This window comes from Nanhaiella sioensis, assembly GCF_046557775.1.
Classification (GTDB): Bacteria; Bacillota; Bacilli; order Bacillales; family SM2101; genus Nanhaiella; species Nanhaiella sioensis.
On sequence record NZ_JBKAEG010000001.1, the window covers coordinates 3135408 to 3154567 of the forward strand.

General features: G+C 34.7%; 15 protein-coding genes. 14 read left to right on the forward strand and 1 reads right to left on the reverse strand.

Translation table 11 applies throughout. The features are described from left to right. Nucleotides 1-183 precede the first annotated feature (183 nt). The 3 genes from pfkA to V1503_RS14550 all read left to right on the forward strand — a co-directional run bounded on the left by pfkA (nucleotide 184) and on the right by V1503_RS14550 (nucleotide 3430). Nucleotides 184-1143: a 6-phosphofructokinase gene (pfkA, locus tag V1503_RS14540; protein ID WP_410627841.1), complete on the forward strand. Its 960-nt coding sequence runs from the start codon at nucleotides 184-186 to the stop codon at nucleotides 1141-1143. Nucleotides 1144-1173: 30 nt separating this feature from the next. Further along, a complete protein-coding gene (pyk, locus tag V1503_RS14545; protein WP_410627843.1) occupies nucleotides 1174-2934 on the forward strand; it encodes a pyruvate kinase in 1761 nt (586 codons plus the stop codon). Nucleotides 2935-3040: 106 nt separating this feature from the next. Next, a complete protein-coding gene (locus tag V1503_RS14550) occupies nucleotides 3041-3430 on the forward strand; it encodes an FxsA family protein (RefSeq protein WP_214481604.1) in 390 nt (129 codons plus the stop codon). Between the two features lie 58 nt (nucleotides 3431-3488). Here V1503_RS14550 and ytvI read toward each other — a convergent pair whose 3' ends face one another. Then, nucleotides 3489-4607 (reverse strand): sporulation integral membrane protein YtvI, encoded by a 1119-nt coding sequence (ytvI, locus tag V1503_RS14555; protein ID WP_410627845.1) that lies wholly within the window; start codon nucleotides 4605-4607, stop codon nucleotides 3489-3491. Between the two features lie 160 nt (nucleotides 4608-4767). On the opposite strand from ytvI, the gene V1503_RS14560 reads away from it, so the two are divergent. The 11 genes from V1503_RS14560 to mutM all read left to right on the forward strand — a co-directional run bounded on the left by V1503_RS14560 (nucleotide 4768) and on the right by mutM (nucleotide 18936). Next, nucleotides 4768-5229, forward strand: coding sequence for a DUF441 domain-containing protein (locus V1503_RS14560; RefSeq protein WP_410627847.1), 462 nt, complete (start codon nucleotides 4768-4770; stop codon nucleotides 5227-5229). A 496-nt stretch (nucleotides 5230-5725) separates the two neighbouring features. After that, complete coding sequence (citZ, locus tag V1503_RS14565) at nucleotides 5726-6841, forward strand: citrate synthase (protein WP_410627849.1); 1116 nt, start codon at nucleotides 5726-5728, stop codon at nucleotides 6839-6841. A gap of 132 nt (nucleotides 6842-6973) precedes the next feature. Next, complete coding sequence (gene icd, locus V1503_RS14570) at nucleotides 6974-8242, forward strand: NADP-dependent isocitrate dehydrogenase (protein ID WP_214481600.1); 1269 nt, start codon at nucleotides 6974-6976, stop codon at nucleotides 8240-8242. A 41-nt stretch (nucleotides 8243-8283) separates the two neighbouring features. After that, nucleotides 8284-9222 carry a malate dehydrogenase gene (gene mdh / locus V1503_RS14575; protein ID WP_320256693.1) on the forward strand — a complete coding sequence of 313 codons (939 nt, stop codon included), beginning with the start codon at nucleotides 8284-8286 and terminating at the stop codon, nucleotides 9220-9222. A gap of 255 nt (nucleotides 9223-9477) precedes the next feature. After that, the gene (locus V1503_RS14580; protein WP_410627851.1) at nucleotides 9478-9954 is read left to right on the forward strand and encodes a MaoC/PaaZ C-terminal domain-containing protein; all 477 of its coding nucleotides are present in this window, start codon (nucleotides 9478-9480) and stop codon (nucleotides 9952-9954) included. 686 nt (nucleotides 9955-10640) lie between these two features. Beyond that, entirely contained in the window at nucleotides 10641-11360 is a 720-nt protein-coding gene (locus tag V1503_RS14585; protein WP_410627853.1) for a winged helix-turn-helix domain-containing protein, read from the forward strand. Continuing rightward, on the forward strand, nucleotides 11353-13113 hold the full coding sequence (gene pnpS / locus V1503_RS14590) for a two-component system histidine kinase PnpS (protein WP_410627855.1): 1761 nt from the start codon (nucleotides 11353-11355) through the stop codon (nucleotides 13111-13113). The genes V1503_RS14585 and pnpS overlap by 8 nt, the downstream gene beginning before the upstream one ends. A gap of 278 nt (nucleotides 13114-13391) precedes the next feature. Further along, nucleotides 13392-14363, forward strand: coding sequence for an FtsH protease activity modulator HflK (gene hflK / locus V1503_RS14595; RefSeq protein WP_410627857.1), 972 nt, complete (start codon nucleotides 13392-13394; stop codon nucleotides 14361-14363). Further along, nucleotides 14356-15288, forward strand: a complete 933-nt coding sequence (gene hflC, locus V1503_RS14600; protein ID WP_214481594.1) for a protease modulator HflC — start codon at nucleotides 14356-14358, stop codon at nucleotides 15286-15288. The genes hflK and hflC overlap by 8 nt, the downstream gene beginning before the upstream one ends. Before the next feature lie 97 nt (nucleotides 15289-15385). Beyond that, nucleotides 15386-18019 carry a DNA polymerase I gene (polA, locus tag V1503_RS14605; RefSeq protein WP_410627860.1) on the forward strand — a complete coding sequence of 878 codons (2634 nt, stop codon included), beginning with the start codon at nucleotides 15386-15388 and terminating at the stop codon, nucleotides 18017-18019. Nucleotides 18020-18063: 44 nt separating this feature from the next. After that, on the forward strand, nucleotides 18064-18936 hold the full coding sequence (mutM, locus tag V1503_RS14610) for a bifunctional DNA-formamidopyrimidine glycosylase/DNA-(apurinic or apyrimidinic site) lyase (RefSeq protein WP_410629441.1): 873 nt from the start codon (nucleotides 18064-18066) through the stop codon (nucleotides 18934-18936). Nucleotides 18937-19160: the final 224 nt, after the last annotated feature.

Sequence of the window (19160 nt, forward strand, 5' to 3'; positions counted from 1 at the left end):
ATCCAAAATCAATTTTGGATGCACGTTTTCCTTTTTTTTTCACATTTGTGATATTGTTTTCGTCGTAATGAAATGTTATTTTAAGAATACTTAGGTTCTGATGATGGAGGTCGGATGTATTTTTTTGTAAATCTCGCCTTCTCTTCTCAAGGCCGTTCATACAAATTAATGAGGTGAGACGTAATGAAAAGAATTGGTGTGTTAACGAGTGGTGGAGACTCCCCAGGAATGAATGCGGCAGTTAGAGCAGTTGTTAGAAAAGCAATTTATCATAATATTGAAGTATATGGAGTGTACCAAGGCTATGCAGGTTTAATGAGTGGTAATATTAAAAAGTTAGAACTTGGTTCCGTTGGAGATATCATTCATCGAGGTGGAACAATGCTCTATTCTGCAAGGTGTGAAGAGTTTAAAACACCTGAAGGGCAGAAACAAGGTATTGAGCAGTTAAATAAGCATGGAATTGAAGGGCTTGTTGTTGTTGGTGGAGATGGATCGTACAGAGGAGCAAAAGCGCTAACTGAGCATGGTTACCCTTGTGTAGGTGTACCAGGAACGATTGATAATGATATTCCTGGAACTGATTTTACTATTGGGTTTGACACTGCATTAAATACTGTAATAGATGCGATAGATAAGATTCGTGATACTGCTACTTCTCATGAACGCACTTATGTTATCGAAGTAATGGGAAGATTAGCGGGTGATATAGCGTTATGGGCTGGCTTAGCAGGTGGAGCAGAAACAATTCTAATACCTGAAGCTAACTATGACATGAATGAGATTACTAATAGATTAAGAAGTGGACATGAAAGAGGTAAGAAGCATAGTATCATTATCGTTGCAGAGGGTGTAGGCAGTGGTGTTGATATCGGTAATAAGATTCAAGAGGAAACTGACTTTGAAACACGTGTGTCTGTATTAGGTCATATTCAACGTGGTGGATCACCTACTGCATTTGACAGAGTATTAGCAAGCCGACTAGGTGCGAAAGCTGTAGAGCTTTTATTAGCTAGTAAAGGTGGCCGAGCTGTCGGTATTCAAAATAATAAACTCGTCGATCATGATATTATCGAAGCGTTGGCACAGCAACATCATATTGATGAAGATATGTATAAATTATCAAAAGAATTATCAATATAGAAAGAAAATTACTATTGGGGGTAGAAATTGATGAGAAAAACAAAGATTGTATGTACAATAGGTCCGGCTAGTGAAAGTGTAGATAAGTTAGTTGAGTTAATGGAAACAGGGATGAACGTAACTAGATTGAATTTTTCACATGGTGATTTTGAGGAGCATGGAGCACGTATAAAAAATATTCGTGAAGCTGCCAAAAAGACTGGAAAAAATATCGCTATTCTTCTCGATACGAAGGGTCCGGAAATTAGAACACATACGATGGAAAGCGGTGCAATTGAGTTAATTGATGGTTCTGAAGTAATTATTTCAATGGAAGAGGTTATTGGTACACCTCAAAAGTTTTCTATCACTTATCCAGGTTTAATTGAAGATGTTGAAGTTGGTTCTAAAATTTTGCTAGATGATGGTTTAATTGGCCTTGAAGTAATTGCAATTAATGCAGAACTTGGGGAAATAACAACAAAAGTATTAAATAACGGTGTATTAAAAAATAAAAAAGGGGTAAATGTTCCAGGGGTTAAGGTGAAATTACCAGGAATTACCGATAAAGATGCTAACGATATCATTTTTGGTATCGAACAAGGTGTAGATTTTATCGCTGCTTCTTTTGTTCGTCGTGCTAGTGATGTTCTAGATATTCGTGAGATATTAGAAAAACATGATGCACCAAATATACAAATTATACCAAAAATTGAAAACCAAGAAGGCGTTGATAATATCGACGATATACTTGAGGTTTCAGATGGATTAATGGTAGCTCGTGGAGATTTAGGTGTTGAAATACCAGCAGAAGAAGTTCCTCTTGTACAAAAAGAACTTATTAAAAAATGTAATGAGCTTGGAAAGCCTGTTATTACAGCAACTCAAATGTTAGATTCTATGCAACGAAATCCAAGACCTACACGTGCTGAGGCGAGTGATGTTGCAAATGCTATTTTTGATGGTACTGATGCTATCATGTTATCTGGGGAAACTGCTGCTGGATCGTATCCAGTAGAAGCTGTAGGTACAATGCACAGCATTGCATCCCGTGCCGAAACAGCATTGGAATACTCTCAAATTTTAGCAAAGCGTAGTAAACAAACAAATCCAACGATCCCTGATGCTCTTAGCCAATCGGTTGCTCATACTGCACTTAATTTAGGAGTTAATGCGATTATCGCTCCAACAGCGAGTGGATATACTGCTAGAATGATTTCTAAATATCGTCCAAAAGCACCAATTATTGCAGTAACAGGAGATAAATCTACTTCTCGCAAGCTTGCTCTTACTTGGGGTGTCTATCCAATAACGGCTAAACAAGCGAACTCAACTGACGAAATGCTTGAAGTAGCTGTCCAGGCATCATTAGACGCCAAACTTATTTCATGCGGTGATTTAGTCGTAATTACAGCAGGTGTTCCAACTGGTGAAAAAGGTGCTACCAACTTAATGAAAATTCATGTGGTAGGCAATGTTATCGCTAAAGGACAAGGTGTAGGTCGTAAATCAGCATTTGGAAAAGCGGTTGTCGTAGCTAGTCAAAAAGATGCTAAACAAAAAATGACAGAGGGAGCTATATTAGTTACTCAATGTACAGATGCTGATATGATGTCATCTTTAGAAATGGCTTCAGCTATTATTACTGAAGAAGGTGGTCTTACAAGTCATGCAGCAGTAGTTGGACTGAGCTTAGGTATACCTGTCATCGTTGGTGTGGAAAATGCGACTAAGATTATTAAAGATGGAAATGAAATAACTGTTGATGGCGGCTTAGGAACGATTTATGAAGGAAGAACTAGTGTATTATAAATTCATCACTGGAGAAGGTGTTATGCCTTCTCTTTTTTTTATTTTAAGGTATAATAAGGACAAATAGATCAATATTGTTCAACGGTGATTGGAGGACCACAACATAATGTTGCAAATGATGATTGCACTTATCATTATAGTTCCAGCACTAGAAATTGGCTTATTAATATTGTCAGGTAATACTTTAGGTATATTTCCGACGATCGTTTTAATTATTTTAACTGGTGTTTTAGGAGCATGGCTAGCTAAAAAGCAAGGAATAGAAACATTACGTAATTTTCAACAACAAGTGAGCTACGGACGACCCCCAGGAGATGCAATTATAGATGGACTTTGTATACTAGTTGGTGGTGTAGTATTATTAACCCCTGGCTTTATTACCGATGCAATAGGTTTTATGCTACTAATCCCGATGACAAGAAATATTTTAAAGCCATTCCTACTCAAAGTCATCAAAAAGATGATCGACCGTGGAAATATAACGATTATAAGATAACACAATGGGATGGGTATACGAGTAGAAAATTTGCCCATAGATAAAAAAGAGTCCTTGTTTAGGACTCTTTTTTACCTATGATATAAGCATATAATTCATTAAATATATTTGCACTATGCAAGGTTTTAATAATTACCAATATAACAGGTCCAGCGATTAGCCCCAAAAACCCTAGCAGTTTAAATCCAATGAATAATGATACGAGCGTTGCTAAAGGATCTAAACCAATACTAGATGATAATACTTTAGGTTCCATAATTTGTCTTGTAATAAGGATGATGATATATAGTATCCCTAACCCAATGGCTAGAGATATATCTCCACTTACAGCTGCATAAACGATCCATGGCACTAAAATAAGTCCTGTTCCTAAGTACGGAAGTAGATCAACAAAACCTATTATTAAAGCGATTGTTATTGCATAATTTACTCTTAAAATGAGCAACCCTATTAATACGATAATTGCGGTAATCGATATTAAAGTTGCTTGAGCTTTTAAAAATCCGAAAAGAGCTTTTTTTAAGTCAAAAAAGACTTTTTTACCGCTAGTTCTTGCTTTTCTAGGTAACAGTTTACTCATTAATCCAGACAGACGATCCCAGTCCTTACTAATGAAAAAAGTAGCTAGTAGTGAAAAAACGACAACTGTTCCAGTGTTAGGAACCCAAGCTAATAAGTTTGGAATGTTTTCTAGTACTTGTTGGATGAAATCTCCGACACTTGACGCAATATTCGTACCGACTGATGAAATGTTTTGCATAATTGTATCTTGTTGCCCAGCATCTAGATTTTTAAAGAACACTGCAAGCTGGTTGTAGAACGGAATGATTTTACTTGCAATAAACACTTCAATATATTGCATTAGTGTGTTAAAGTGTTCAGGTACAACTTTAGCTAAATATTCTGTGCCTGCAACTATTTCGACAACTAATAGTGTAATTAAGCCTGCTATGATTCCGAATAATAAAATTAAGGTAATAAAGATTGATAGTGATCGTGGTATTTTTGCTTTACGTTCCAAGAGGTTTACGATCGGGTTTATTAAATAAGCGATTATTAGCGCAATAATGAACGGATATGTAACAGTTGATACATAATAAAGTCCTATGATTCCTATCGTTATTATTGCTAATACAAATAGTAGGCGTAGCCCACGGTAAACATATTCAAGATTCAATAAACAGCCCCCCTATCCCATATAAGTATTTTATAATAATATGGTTAAGAATGGAAAGGATAGTTTTGTGAATTTTATACATTATAAGGCGATTCTTTTACATTGACCAATTGTTTGTTATGATTGACCTGGTAGAGCGCAGCAAGGAGGATTGATTATATTGTTCTCTCAATCAACAGCATTCTTATTAATCTTACTAGCAATTGGAATCATCGCGAAAAATCAATCACTAATCATTGCTATTTTTGTCCTGCTACTAATAAAATTGCTTGGATTTGATTCAAAGCTATATCCTTATATTCAAGGTAAGGGAATTAATTGGGGTGTAACGATCATTACAGTTGCTGTATTAGTTCCTATTGCGACAGGTGAAATTGGGTTTAAACAACTTCTTGAAGCTCTTAAATCTCCATATGCTTGGATTGCATTACTGTCTGGAATGGCTGTTGCGATCATTGCAAAAAGTGGTTTAACGTTATTGGAGAATGATCCTCATATTACAGCAGCACTTGTATTCGGCACTATTTTAGCAGTAGCACTGTTTAAAGCTGTAGCAGTTGGCCCTTTAATTGGAGCAGGGATTGCATATATATGTATGAGAATTTTTAATATTTTTGGTTGATTATTTTCTTGTAATAATATTTTTTTAAATAAATAAGGTTCTTTTCATTCACAAGAGTCTGATAATTGTTTATAATAATACTAATATGTTATCTTTCTTATATTAATGCCCTTACTCACAATAAAATAGTAGAGGGGTATTTTTACATGTCTTAGCAGGAATGTTAATCTTTTGAAAAAAGCATAAAATGTAAGCATTTTCTTTTTGTGAGATAAGATCATTCGCACTTCCCCGTTTGTGAAAAAACCAATTTGCTCATATAAATGAGAGGGACTATAGACTAGGCAGCATGTTTTCTTAATTTAAGGAGGGAAACTTTCTCATGCTTATTAGTGTATTAGTGCACATATTTTCTTATTATATATAAATAGAATAACCTTGCTGTTGATGTGTATATGAAATAAGTAAGTTTTTTCCTAATTTGAGCAACCGCTCAATTTCTAGTACAGTAAATATAAAGGCTATGGGGAATTTTATTTAAAAAGGAGAGATTTTTATGACAGTAACACGCGGTCTGGAAGGGATAGTAGCAACATCATCATCTATTAGTTCAATCATAGATGACACACTAACATACGCAGGATATGACATTGATGATCTTGCAGAAAATGCTAGTTTTGAAGAGGTCATTTACCTACTTTGGAACCGCAAATTACCTAACAAGAATGAGCTTGCACAACTAACAAATGAATTAGCTGAAAATGCAAGCATTCCACAAGAAATCATTGATCATTTTAATATGTATCCTATTAACGAGGTTCACCCTATGGCGGCGTTACGCTCAGCTATTTCCTTGTTAGGATTATATGACGCTGAAGCTGATAAAATGGATGAAGAAGCAAATTATCGTAAAGCTATTCGTTTACAAGCAAAAATACCTACAATTGTTACTTCTTTTTCACGTATACGAAAAGGTCTTGAGCCAATATCACCACGTACAGATTTAGGTTTTGCTGCTAATTTCTTGTACATGCTTACAGGTGAAGAGCCAAGTGACATCGCTATAGAAGCTTTCAATAAAGCGTTGGTTTTACATGCGGACCATGAGCTCAATGCTTCAACCTTTACTGGCCGTGTGTGTGTCGCAACGCTATCTGATGTGTATTCTGGTATTACTGCTGCAATTGGTGCACTTAAAGGACCTCTTCATGGCGGTGCAAATGAAGCTGTAATGAAAATGCTAACAGAAATCGGGTCTGTAGAAAATGTAGATCCTTATATTAAAAATAAATTTGAACAGAAAGAAAAAATTATGGGCTTTGGTCATCGAGTATATAGAAAAGGCGATCCTCGTGCGAAGCATTTAAAGGAAATGTCTGAGAAACTAACAAGAATTACAGGTGAAACAAAGTGGTTTGAAATGTCTGTGAAAATTGAAGACCTAGTAACATCTGAAAAACCACTTCCTCCTAATGTAGATTTTTACTCTGCATCTGTCTACCACAGCTTAGGAATTGATCACGATATATTTACACCTATATTTGCTGTAAGCCGTATCTCAGGCTGGTTAGCACACATATTAGAACAATATGATAACAACCGTTTAATTCGTCCAAGAGCAGAATATACAGGACCGAGTAAACAGGTTTATATCCCTATGGAACAGAGATAATATAGAAAGTATTTTATGTAAGGAAGTATTAAATGATAAAATAGTATTTGGTTGGAAAGGGAGCTCCTTCTCTTTCCAATGGATAATGGATTAATAAAAATAACAACAGCATCATGGATGGAGGTTTTTATATTGACACAAGGGAAAAAAATTACGGTTGAAAATGGAAAGTTAAATGTACCAAATAATCCTATCATTCCTTTTATCGAAGGTGATGGTACGGGGCCAGACATTTGGGCAGCAGCATCACGAGTGTTGGAGGCTGCAGTAGAAAAAGCGTACAATGGTGAGAAATCAATTATTTGGAAAGAAGTTCTTGCTGGTGAAAAAGCATTTAACCAAACAGGTGAATGGCTTCCTGAGGCAACACTTGATGACATTAGAGAGTACATAATTGCTATCAAAGGACCACTTACTACACCTATTGGTGGAGGTATACGTTCTTTAAATGTAGCTCTTCGTCAAGAACTAGATTTGTTTGTATGTTTAAGACCTGTTCGTTATTTCCAAGGTGTTCCATCACCTGTTAAGCGCCCAGAGGATACTGATATGGTTATTTTCCGTGAAAACACAGAAGATATCTATGCAGGGATTGAGTATGCAAAAGGCTCAGATGAAGTGAAAAAAGTGATTGAATTCCTACAAAATGAAATGGGAGTTGCCAAGATTCGCTTCCCAGAAACATCAGGTATCGGAATTAAGCCAGTGTCAGAAGAAGGCACATACCGCTTAGTACGTTCAGCAATAAATTACGCTATCAAAGAAGGACGTAAATCTGTAACGCTTGTTCATAAAGGTAACATCATGAAATTTACTGAAGGTGCATTTAAAAATTGGGGATATGAACTTGCGGAAAAAGAGTTTGGAGATAAAGTATTTACTTGGGCTGAGTATGATCGCATCGTTGAAGCAGAAGGAAAAGAGGCAGCGAATAAAGCTCAATCTGAAGCTGAAGCAGCAGGGAAAATTATCGTTAAAGATGCAATTGCTGATATTTTCCTACAACAAATATTAACTCGTCCAAAAGAATTTGATGTCGTTGCTACAATGAACTTGAATGGTGACTATATTTCTGACGCATTAGCAGCACAAGTTGGTGGTATTGGGATTGCCCCTGGTGCTAACATCAATTATGAATCAGGACATGCTATCTTTGAAGCGACACACGGTACAGCTCCTAAATATGCAGGTTTAGATAAAGTTAACCCATCTTCTGTACTTTTATCTGGGGTACTAATGCTTGAGCATTTAGGGTGGAATGAAGCTGCTGATTTAATCACAAAGTCTATGGAGAAGTCTATTGCTTCTAAAGTTGTAACTTATGATTTCGCACGTTTAATGGATGGTGCTACAGAAGTGAAATGTTCAGAGTTTGCTGATGAATTAATTAATAACTTATAAGCATTAATGACAAAATAGATGTTGATTAGGGGGAAATTTTCATGACATTAAAAAGAAAAAAAATCTCTGTCATCGGTGGAGGATTTACTGGTGCAACGACAGCATTTTTATTAGGGCAAAAGGAACTTGGAGATGTTGTATTAGTGGACATTCCTCAAATGGAAAATCCTACTAAGGGTAAGGCATTAGATATGTTAGAAGCAAGTCCTGTTCAAGGGTTTGATTCAAATATAATCGGAACATCTGATTATGCTGATACTGCTGATTCAGATATCGTAGTAATTACCGCTGGTATAGCACGTAAACCAGGAATGAGTCGCGATGATCTAGTGCAAACAAATCAAAAAGTAATGAAAAGTGTGACACAAGAAATTGTGAAATACTCGCCAAACTGTTATATCATTGTTTTAACGAATCCTGTTGATGCAATGACTTACACTGTATTCACAGAATCTGGATTTCCAAAAAATCGTGTCATAGGTCAATCAGGGGTACTCGATACTGCACGTTTTAGAACATTTATTTCACAAGAACTGAATATATCAGTTAAAGATATAACTGGCTTCGTATTAGGTGGTCATGGTGATGATATGGTGCCATTAGTACGTTATTCATATGCAGGTGGTATTCCACTCGAAACGTTAATTCCAAAGGAACGTCTAGATGCAATTGTAGAACGTACGCGTAAAGGTGGAGGGGAAATTGTTAACTTACTAGGGAATGGTAGTGCATATTATGCTCCAGCTGCTTCCCTTGTTGAAATGGTAGAGGCAATTCTTAAAGACCAACGTCGAGTATTACCATCCATCGCTTATTTAGAAGGTGAATATGGCTTTGAGGGCATATATCTTGGTGTGCCAACTATCCTTGGAGCTAATGGTATTGAAAAAGTTATTGAGTTAGAGTTAACAGAGGAAGAAAAGAGTGCTCTGTCCAAATCAGCTGAAGCTGTGAAAAGTGTAATGAAAGTTCTCGCATAATCATTAGCATTCAAAAGGGTCTAACTCCACATACTATACAGTATATAGGGAATAACTACCCTAAATGTTATAGAAATGTGGAGTATGACCCTTTTATTTTCATTGTGTTTTTACATAATTTCTAGTATGTTCTATTTTTATATACGCACTGTGATGGTTCAAGCATAATCATATAAAGGTCTTCAGTGCTTTTTCGGGAATAAGTATGAACTAGCGCATTCAATTATACTGTATTTCGAATATAGGAGGTTTTGTATGTTGTTAGGCAAAAAAAGAAAATTAGGAAGATTGATTAATGAAATTTCAGTTGGTGAAAAATTATCTTTAACTGAAAAAATTGAGGACAAAGATTTATTACTCTATTTAGGACTAACAAATGATTCAAATCCATTATATATTCAGCATGACTATGCATCTCAGACACCTTATAAAAAACCAATAGCCCCTAATATTATGTTAATAGGAATTATTACCTCTGCAATCTCAAAGTATTTACCTGGACCAGGCAGTCATATACTCAAACAAGATATTTCCTTTATTCATCCTGTATATCATTATGGAACGGTACAATTTCTTTTTGAAGTCATAAACGTTGATGAAAGTAACCATACGATTGAAATTAAGATTGAAGCAACAAATGAGGAAGATGAAAAAGTATTAGAAGGTACTACACTTGTATGTCCACCCCATCGCTTAGAATCATTAGACGGGAATGCTTTAGAAAACTTTTAATATATACTGAAGAACGAAGAGAATTGATCCTCTTCGTTCTTTTAATTTTCGCATTGATTCTTAAATATAGGCAAGTTTACTTTAGCGTTGGTGGCATTTTTTCTGTGTTAAAATTACTGAGTTTTCTATAAACGCATCATGCTGTTCAATGTTAATAAAAATAGTGAAAGGGTCTATATTAAAAAGGGCTAAATAAAGGCAGATAACATCGGTTACTCCAATGTAAGTGAAAGAAAATCAACAAAGTTTATGAAAAGAGCCTATAATAAAAAAAGTTGGTTTGTCTATTTCTAATCGATTATAATTTATGTATGTAGGCTCTTTTCGTACACTTTCGTACTATAATATACAAAAGAACAAATAGTCGAAGTTGATGTGTTTCAATTCGTTTGTTTACCTCGAAAAGATGACCGAATGCTTATTAAAGGCTGTATTCGCATCGATTGTGTTTTTCGTATTAGATCACGTACACAACTAACGTTCGTGGCATCTTTCTTATGGACAACGATGAATAACTTTATAAAACCATTTTTTATCGTAATGATTTGATAACAATAGCAACAATGTTTACGAAAAGAGATTTATTGAAAGATGTGTGTAATTCTGGATATGAAAACAAAAACACTGAATATGTAACAGAGTTCTGAGTGATGGATGGGGTTTAATACGTATACTTGGAGGTACATATGAGTACAAAAATATTAGTGGTTGATGATGAACAGTCTATTGTGACATTACTTACATATAACTTGCAGAAAGCTGGGTTTGAAGTTATTGTAGCGACTGATGGACAATCAGGTAAACAAAAAGCGAAAAGTGAAAAGCCTGATTTAATCATTCTTGACTTAATGCTACCTCAAATTGATGGTATTGAAGTATGTAAACAACTAAGATTAGAAAAGGTTTTTACGCCAATTTTAATGCTTACTGCAAAGGACGATGAATTTGATAAAGTACTTGGCTTAGAACTAGGGGCAGATGATTATATGACGAAGCCTTTTAGTCCAAGAGAGGTTGTCGCTAGAGTAAAAGCGATTTTACGGCGTATGCAAATATCAAATCAAGTCAAGAGTGAATCTGTTGAAGATCAAGCAGCAATCATCATTGGAAATTTAAAAATCATTCCAGAGCACTATGAAGCGTATTTTCTTGGTGAGAAATTAGAACTTACGCCGAAGGAATTTGAGTTACTATTATACTTGTGCAAAAACAAAGGAAGAGTCTTAACGAGAGATCAACTACTAAGTGCAGTGTGGAATTATGACTTTGCTGGAGATACACGTATAGTTGATGTTCATGTTAGTCACCTTAGAGAAAAAATTGAAATGAACACAAGAAAGCCAATATATATTAAAACGATTCGGGGATTAGGTTATAAACTGGAGGAGCCTAAACTAGATGCTTAAATTTCGATCTCGCCTTCTCTTTGCATTGATTTCATTAATCGTCACAGTATTATTAGCCTTAGGTCTATTTATAGGACAATTATTTGAGTCATATTATAATAATTCATTTTACGAGCAGATTGAAAAGGATGCAAAAATGGCTGCGTATACTATAGCTGAAGAAGGGATTGAAAGCGCGAATATTAACGAGAGGGCTAATTCAATAGGAGAGATTTTAAACACTGATGTTACCATTTTGGATCAACGAGGTAGAGAGAAATACCAATCAAATCCTAATAACAATATACTAACAAATGGAGATCTACAATATCTTCTAAAGCAAAATAAGGAAAATGACAATGGATTTCATATAACTAACGAAGATGAAAACTTATATTCATATGGCATGTCTATTATAAAAGAAGATACTTTACTTGGTTATATCATTTTAACAACATCTCAGGCCTCATTAGATAAAATTAGCACACAGATTTGGGGACTAGTGATAAGTAGCCTTGGAGTCGGGCTAGTTATTATCATGCTATTAGCTATTAAAATAACAACACAATATACAAAGCCGCTTGAATCAGCTACTAAGGTAGCTATGGAGCTAGCAAAAGGAAATTATAAAGCGAGGACATATGAAGGTGAATTAGATGAAACTGGAATGTTAAGCCAGTCCATCAATGTTCTAGCTCGAACGCTCCAGGATATGAAAAAATCTCATGAAATGCAACAAGATAGATTGGAAACATTAATCGAAAATATGGGTAGCGGTTTACTCTTAATTGATAGTAAAGGTTACATTCATTTAGTAAATAAAGCTTTTACTGAAATCTTTCAAGTAAACCCTAATGATTTTTTGTATAAATATTATTATGAAGCTTTTAGTCATAAGGAAGTGATTTCTCTCGTTGAAGAAATTTTTATGACTGAAGAAAAGGTAAGAAAGCAATTACGCCTACCTATTTCAATTGAACGAAAGCATTTTGAGGTGTATGGTGGACCAATTATTGGAAATAACGATGAGTGGAAAGGTATAGTTGTAGTTTTCCACGATATTACTGAATTAAAAATGCTTGAACAAATGAGAAAGGACTTCGTAGCAAATGTTTCTCATGAATTAAGAACGCCAATTACTTCTATTAAAGGTTTTAGTGAAACATTATTAGATGGGGCAATGAAGGACGAAAACACTTTGCAGTACTTTCTTTCCATCATATTGAAAGAAAGTGAAAGGATGCAAAGCTTAATTCAAGATTTACTAGATCTTTCGAAAATTGAGCAACATGGATTTACTTTAAATATTGATCAAGTTGACATAAAGGTACTTATTGAAGAAATAATGGTCATTTTAGCTGGAAAAGCTGATGAAAAAAATATTAAAGTTACTATGAATGCCCAAGCGACAGAAAACTTATTTGTGGCAGGGGATGCTGACCGTTTAAAGCAAGTATTTATAAATCTAATATCAAATTCGATTGTCTATACTGGACCTGAGGGAAAGGTAGATATCATGATTGCTGAAAATACAGAAGAGGTATCTGTCAAAATAATAGACACTGGTATAGGTATAAAAGAGGAAGAAATTCCACGGATTTTTGAACGCTTTTACCGAGTTGATAGGGATCGAAGTCGAAATTCAGGTGGGACTGGATTAGGCCTTGCGATTGTAAAGCATATTATAGAAGCGCATCATGGGCAAATCTTTGTCGAAAGTAAGGTTGGGGAAGGAACGGTTTTTACAGTAGTATTGAAAAAACAATACGTCTAGCGTACAGTTAACATCATGGGATATGTTAACAATTAATTTACAGGGCGTTTAAGCAACCTTTACAATACTCTGCTAGTATATATAATGAAAACCCCTTCATCCAGAAGGAACCATCTTTGGGAACATGGAAACATGTTCTCTTTTTTTTTGTGGTTTTTACAATGTTTTTGCTATTTTCTTTGTTAATATTCCGTTAAAATAAAATTGGGAACCATATGAAACCTTTTTATGTTTTGAACCGTACTACATATTAAGGCCTAAGAAAGAGAGGGAGAGACATGATTAGTATGAAGAGGATATATTCATTTATAGGGTTAGCAATTTTAGTCGTTCTGTTAGGTGTGAGCGCTTTAACGTCTTGGTACACCGTTGATGAATCAGAACAAGCAGTTATTTTAACTTTTGGTAAAGTAGAAGAAGGTATTAGTGAACCAGGGCTTCATTTTAAATTGCCTTGGCCTATCCAAAGTGTTCAAAAGCTGTCAAAGGAGACATTTAGTTTACAGTTTGGATATGAGGAAAGGAACAATGAGGTAGTTCGTGAAAACCGTAATGATACGAAGATGATTACTGGTGACGAAAATATTGTTTTAGCAGATCTTGTAGTTCAATGGAAAATAACAAACCCAGGGAAATTCTTATATAATTCCTTAGATCCTGAGCAAATTTTATACAATTCTACATCCGCTTCACTAAGAAGTATTATCGGTAGCTCAGCAATTGATGATGCTCTTACATCTGGGAAAGCAGAAATTGAGGCGGAAGTCTTTGAATTATTAACATCACTCGTTGATAAATATGACATTGGAATCTCCGTGTTAGCAGTTAAATTGCAAGATGTTGAATTACCAAATGATGAAGTAAGAAAAGCATTTACAAATGTTACTGACGCTAGAGAAACGATGAATACGAAGATCAATGAGGCAGAAAAATATGAAAACAAACGTAAGCAAGAGGCTGAAGGGGAAAAAGACGCCATTATCTACAATGCAGAAGGAGATAAGGTGGCAAGAATTCAAAAAGCCGTTGGTGATGTAGCGTTATTTAATTCAATATATAGTGAATATAAAAATTCACCAGAAATTACGAAACAACGTTTAATCATTGAAACATTAGAGCAGGTGTTACCTAACACTCAGCTATATATTATGAATGATGACGGAAATACATTAAAATACTTACCTCTTAAACCACTTGAAAGTCAAACACCGCCAGTTAAGCAGGAAGGAAGTGAAGGTAATAATGAGTGATCAAAACATAGTTGATATTAATGAGCGGAAAGGGAATGTGGATTGGAAGAAATATAGAACTTCTGGAATTTTCTTAATTATATTTCTCGTCTTAGTTGGAATTATATTAAGTAACCTTTTTATCGTAAAAGAAGGTGAATATAAAGTCATCCGTCAATTTGGGGAAGTAGTAGATTATAAAGATGAACCAGGGCTAAGCTATAAAATCCCTTTTATCCAAACAGTAACTACTTTACCAAAATATCAAATGATTTATGATGTGGAAGAGGCTGAAATTAATACGAGAGATAAAAAACGATTAATTATTGATAATTATTCCGTATGGAAAATTGAGAACCCTAAGCTGATGATTGCAAATGCAAGAACTGTTGCAGGTGCAGAAGCTAAGATGGGCGAGTTCATTTATTCTGTCGTCCGTGCTGAGTTAGGGAAGCTAAACTATGATGAAGTTATTAATGATGAAAAATCATCAAGAGGTAGTTTGAACGATGTGGTTACCGAAAAAGTGAATGAGTTGCTAGTACGTGATAACTATGGGATTCAAGTAATTGATGTACGGATGAAAAGAACAGATTTACCTGTAGAAAATGAACAAACTGTTTTCACTCGAATGATTTCTGATCGTGAAAAGATTGCTCAGGAGTATTTATCAAGAGGAGATGCTGATAAAAATCGTATAATTGCAAATACTGATAAAGTAGTTAAAGAAATTTTATCTAAAGCAAAGGCTGATGCGGAAGTAATTCGAGGGGAAGGGGAAGCTGAAGCTGCTAAAATATACAATGAATCATTTTCTAAAGATGCTGAGTTTTATCAATTATTCCGAACTTTAGAGTCGTATAAAACGACGATTAATGGTGAGACGATGATAATCCTTCCTAGTGATTCACCTTATGCAAATCTACTGATGGGCAATTTACAATAACAAACATTTAAAAGTCGTTATTTTCCTTTCTTTTCTATATCATGCTACAATAGAAAGAAGGAATAACGGCTTTTTTTTGCGTTGAGGAGGGCTTTAATTGGATAAAAACAAGTTAGTGTTGATAGATGGAAACAGTATCGCATACCGTGCATTTTTTGCTCTACCTTTACTGAGCAACAATAAAGGGATACATACAAATGCAATTTATGGTTTTACGATGATGTTAAATAAAATTATAGATGAAGAAAAACCAACACATATGTTAGTAGCATTCGATGCTGGAAAAACGACTTTCAGGCATGAAACTTATAGTGAATATAAGGGAGGAAGGCAAAAAACTCCTCCAGAGTTATCAGAACAATTTCCATTTATTAGAGAACTATTAGATGCCTATAAAATTACTCGCTATGAACTCGAAAATTATGAAGCAGACGATATAATTGGCACTTTATCAAAACAAGCTGAACTGGATGGTTTTGATGTCAAAGTCATCACAGGTGATAAAGATTTAACTCAGCTTTCTACAAGTAATATTACTGTTAATATTACTCGTAAGGGTATTACTGATGTTGACAAGTATACACCTGAGTTTATTGCAGAAAAATATGGTATTAAACCTGCTCAAATCATTGATTTAAAAGGTTTAATGGGTGATAGTTCAGATAATATTCCTGGAGTACCAGGAGTTGGAGAAAAGACTGCATTAAAGCTCTTAAAAGAATTTGGAACAGTGGAACAAGTGCTTGCATCAATTGATCAAGTAAGTGGAAAAAAGTTAAAGGAAAAATTAACTGATCATACAGAGCTTGCAATATTGAGTAAAGAGTTAGCAACTATTAACTGTGAAGCTCCTCTTAGTATCACTGTAAATGATGCTAACTTTAAGGGTATAGACAAAGAAAAAGTAAGTGGCATTTATAAAGATTTAGGTTTTGAATCAATGTTAGCAAAACTTGGCTACTCTGAGGAGGTAAATCAGGAGGAGTTTAACGAAATAGAATTTACAGTTGCTACTGAGGTAACTCAAGATATGCTAGCTGATCATTGTTCATTAGTTGTTGAGGTATTAGAAGAAAACTATCATTTGGGAGATATTTTAGGCATTGCAATTGAAAATACGAATGGCCGCTATTTTATTCCTACAGAAGTAGCAGTAAATTCTAATATATTTAAAGACTGGGCAAAAAATGAGGAAATGAAGAAAACTGTTTTTGATGGAAAAAAAGCAATGGTTTCCTTACATTGGAATGGCATACAATTAGCAGGAATTGATTTCGATACCATTATTGCTTCCTATATATTAGATCCATCCGACACGAATGATGAGGTCACAAGTATAGCAAAACGTTATGGTATGTCAGATATATTAACTGATGAACAAGTTTATGGAAAGGGTGCCAAGAGAAAAGTTCCCGAGCAACAACAATTGATGGAACACCTCATACGTAAAGCAAATGCATTATATAAGATGAAGGATCAACTTATAAATGATTTGCAAGAAAATGAACAATTAGATTTGTTACTGAATTTAGAAATGCCACTATCTTCTATATTAGCAAAAATGGAAGAAATCGGTGTAAATGTGAACGTAGACAAGCTTAAACTAATGGGAGATGAGCTATCAAAGCAATTATCTAACTTAGAGAATGCAATATATAAACTAGCTGGAGAGAGCTTTAATATTAATTCTCCTAAACAATTAGGTGTTATTTTATTTGAGAAATTAAACTTACCTGTTATTAAGAAGACGAAAACTGGATACTCTACTTCTGCTGACGTTCTTGAGAAACTACAATCTAAACACAATATTATTGATAAAATTTTACATTATCGACAATTAGGTAAACTAAAATCAACATATATTGAAGGATTATTAAAGGTTGTACATAAGGATACATCCAAAATCCATACTCGATTTAATCAAGTTTTAACACAGACAGGGAGATTGAGTTCAATTGACCCTAACTTACAAAACATACCAATAAGATTGGAGGAAGGACGCAAAATTAGGCAGGCTTTTGTTCCTTCTAAAGAGGACTGGGTCATCTTTGCTGCAGATTACTCACAAATTGAATTAAGAGTGTTAGCACATATTGCAAATGATGCTAATTTAATTACTGCATTTAATCAAGATTTAGATATACATACAAAAACTGCGATGGATGTGTTTCATGTAAATGAAAATGATATAACATCAAACATGCGTAGGCAAGCAAAAGCTGTGAATTTTGGAATTGTTTATGGAATCAGTGATTATGGCTTGTCACAAAATCTTGGGATTACTAGAAAAGAGGCAGCAAACTTTATCCAGCGTTACTTTGATAGCTTCCCTGGTGTGAAAAACTATATGGATGATATCATTCAAGAGGCAAAACAAAAAGGTTATGTATCAACCCTTTTGCAAAGAAGGCGTTATATTCCGGAAATAACGAGTAGGAATTTTAATGTGAGAAGTTTTGCTGAACGAACTGCAATGAACACACCAATACAAGGAAGTGCAGCCGATATTATTAAATTGGCGATGATCAAAATGGCTAATCGCATACACCAAGAGGGCTTAGCAGCAAAGCTGTTACTTCAAGTACATGATGAATTAATCTTTGAAGCACCACAAGAAGAAATAGAAATACTGAAACAACTTGTTCCTGATGTCATGGAGAGTGCAGTAGAATTAACTGTTCCACTGAAGGTTGATTACTCATATGGCCCTACATGGTATGATGCAAAGTAGTGGTAAAGCAGCATATAGGGAATGGTTGAAAGGAGGAGTTCTTCATTCCGGAAGGACCTGAAGTACAACAAGTTTTAAACTCAATAGAGCCTAAAGTACTAGGCAAAATAATTTCAGAGGTATCTGTTCTACATCCAAAGATTACTATGCCTTTTAAAAAAATAGGAAGGCAAGAAGTTGAAACATTCTCTCAACGTCTAGAAGGAGGAAGTATAGAAAAGCTTGAAAGGAAAGGTAAGTACTTAATTTTCAATTTAAATCAAGCTGATACTCCCACCTTATACTTAGTCACCCATCTTGGCATGACTGGTGCTATTTTTCATGTAAACGACTTAGATGAAATTGCACCAAATTATCGAAAACATGTTCATATCATATTTAAATTAAATGACAAGTCATTAATGGTTTATTCAGATCAAAGGAGATTTGGATGGATGGGCGCTTTGAATAAACAAGAGTATACCGCTTATCGACCTCTTCAAGAGGTTGGTCCCGATCCAGCTTCTGAAGATGCTCCAAGGATTTTTTTGGAAATAATAAGAAATAAAGCTTTCATTAACAAACCGATAAAACGTGTAATTATGCAACCAAATGTCATTCAAGGTGTGGGAAATATATACGCATCCGAATGTCTTTATAAAGCTAAGCTAAACCCATTAACATCTGTTGGGGAGGTTTCAGATGAAAAGCTGTTAGAATTATTAGGTCATATTAAAGAAACGTTTGAACTTGCAATAAAACTAGGAGGCTCATCTATAAGAGATTATGTAAATTCCGAAGGGAAAAAAGGAACATTCCAAGAACTCCATATGGTTTATAATAAAGACTTTTGTCCTGAATGTGGAAGTTCTATTGAAAACCTAAAAATAGATCAGCGTTCATCATTTTATTGCCCTAACTGCCAAGCAAAAAGTTGATTATGTTTTCAAGCATATTTGTTGTAGTACTGCGCTTTTTACATGCAATCAACAGTGAAAACAGCTGTACAAAAGGCACTTTTTTAAAAACTTTATTGTTATTGTTCGTAAAATAGAAGATTAAGATGCAGTTACATGCAACCGTCGTCAATTTATAGAAGAAAAGATGCCACGGAATATTTTTTGTACGACAAGCAACAATTGATGCGAAAAAACAGCTGTAA

Excerpts from the sequence above, each read along its gene's own strand:
- mdh (WP_320256693.1), top strand. The coding sequence starts at position 8,284 with ATGACATTAAAAAGAAAAAAAATCTCTGTCATCGGTGGAGGATTTACT.
- pyk (WP_410627843.1), top strand. The coding sequence starts at position 1,174 with ATGAGAAAAACAAAGATTGTATGTACAATAGGTCCGGCTAGTGAAAGT.
- V1503_RS14580 (WP_410627851.1), top strand. The coding sequence starts at position 9,478 with ATGTTGTTAGGCAAAAAAAGAAAATTAGGAAGATTGATTAATGAAATT.
- hflK (WP_410627857.1), top strand. The coding sequence starts at position 13,392 with ATGATTAGTATGAAGAGGATATATTCATTTATAGGGTTAGCAATTTTA.
- pnpS (WP_410627855.1), top strand. The coding sequence starts at position 11,353 with ATGCTTAAATTTCGATCTCGCCTTCTCTTTGCATTGATTTCATTAATC.
- V1503_RS14585 (WP_410627853.1), top strand. The coding sequence starts at position 10,641 with ATGAGTACAAAAATATTAGTGGTTGATGATGAACAGTCTATTGTGACA.
- pfkA (WP_410627841.1), top strand. The coding sequence starts at position 184 with ATGAAAAGAATTGGTGTGTTAACGAGTGGTGGAGACTCCCCAGGAATG.
- citZ (WP_410627849.1), top strand. The coding sequence starts at position 5,726 with ATGACAGTAACACGCGGTCTGGAAGGGATAGTAGCAACATCATCATCT.
- hflC (WP_214481594.1), top strand. The coding sequence starts at position 14,356 with ATGAGTGATCAAAACATAGTTGATATTAATGAGCGGAAAGGGAATGTG.
- V1503_RS14550 (WP_214481604.1), top strand. The coding sequence starts at position 3,041 with ATGTTGCAAATGATGATTGCACTTATCATTATAGTTCCAGCACTAGAA.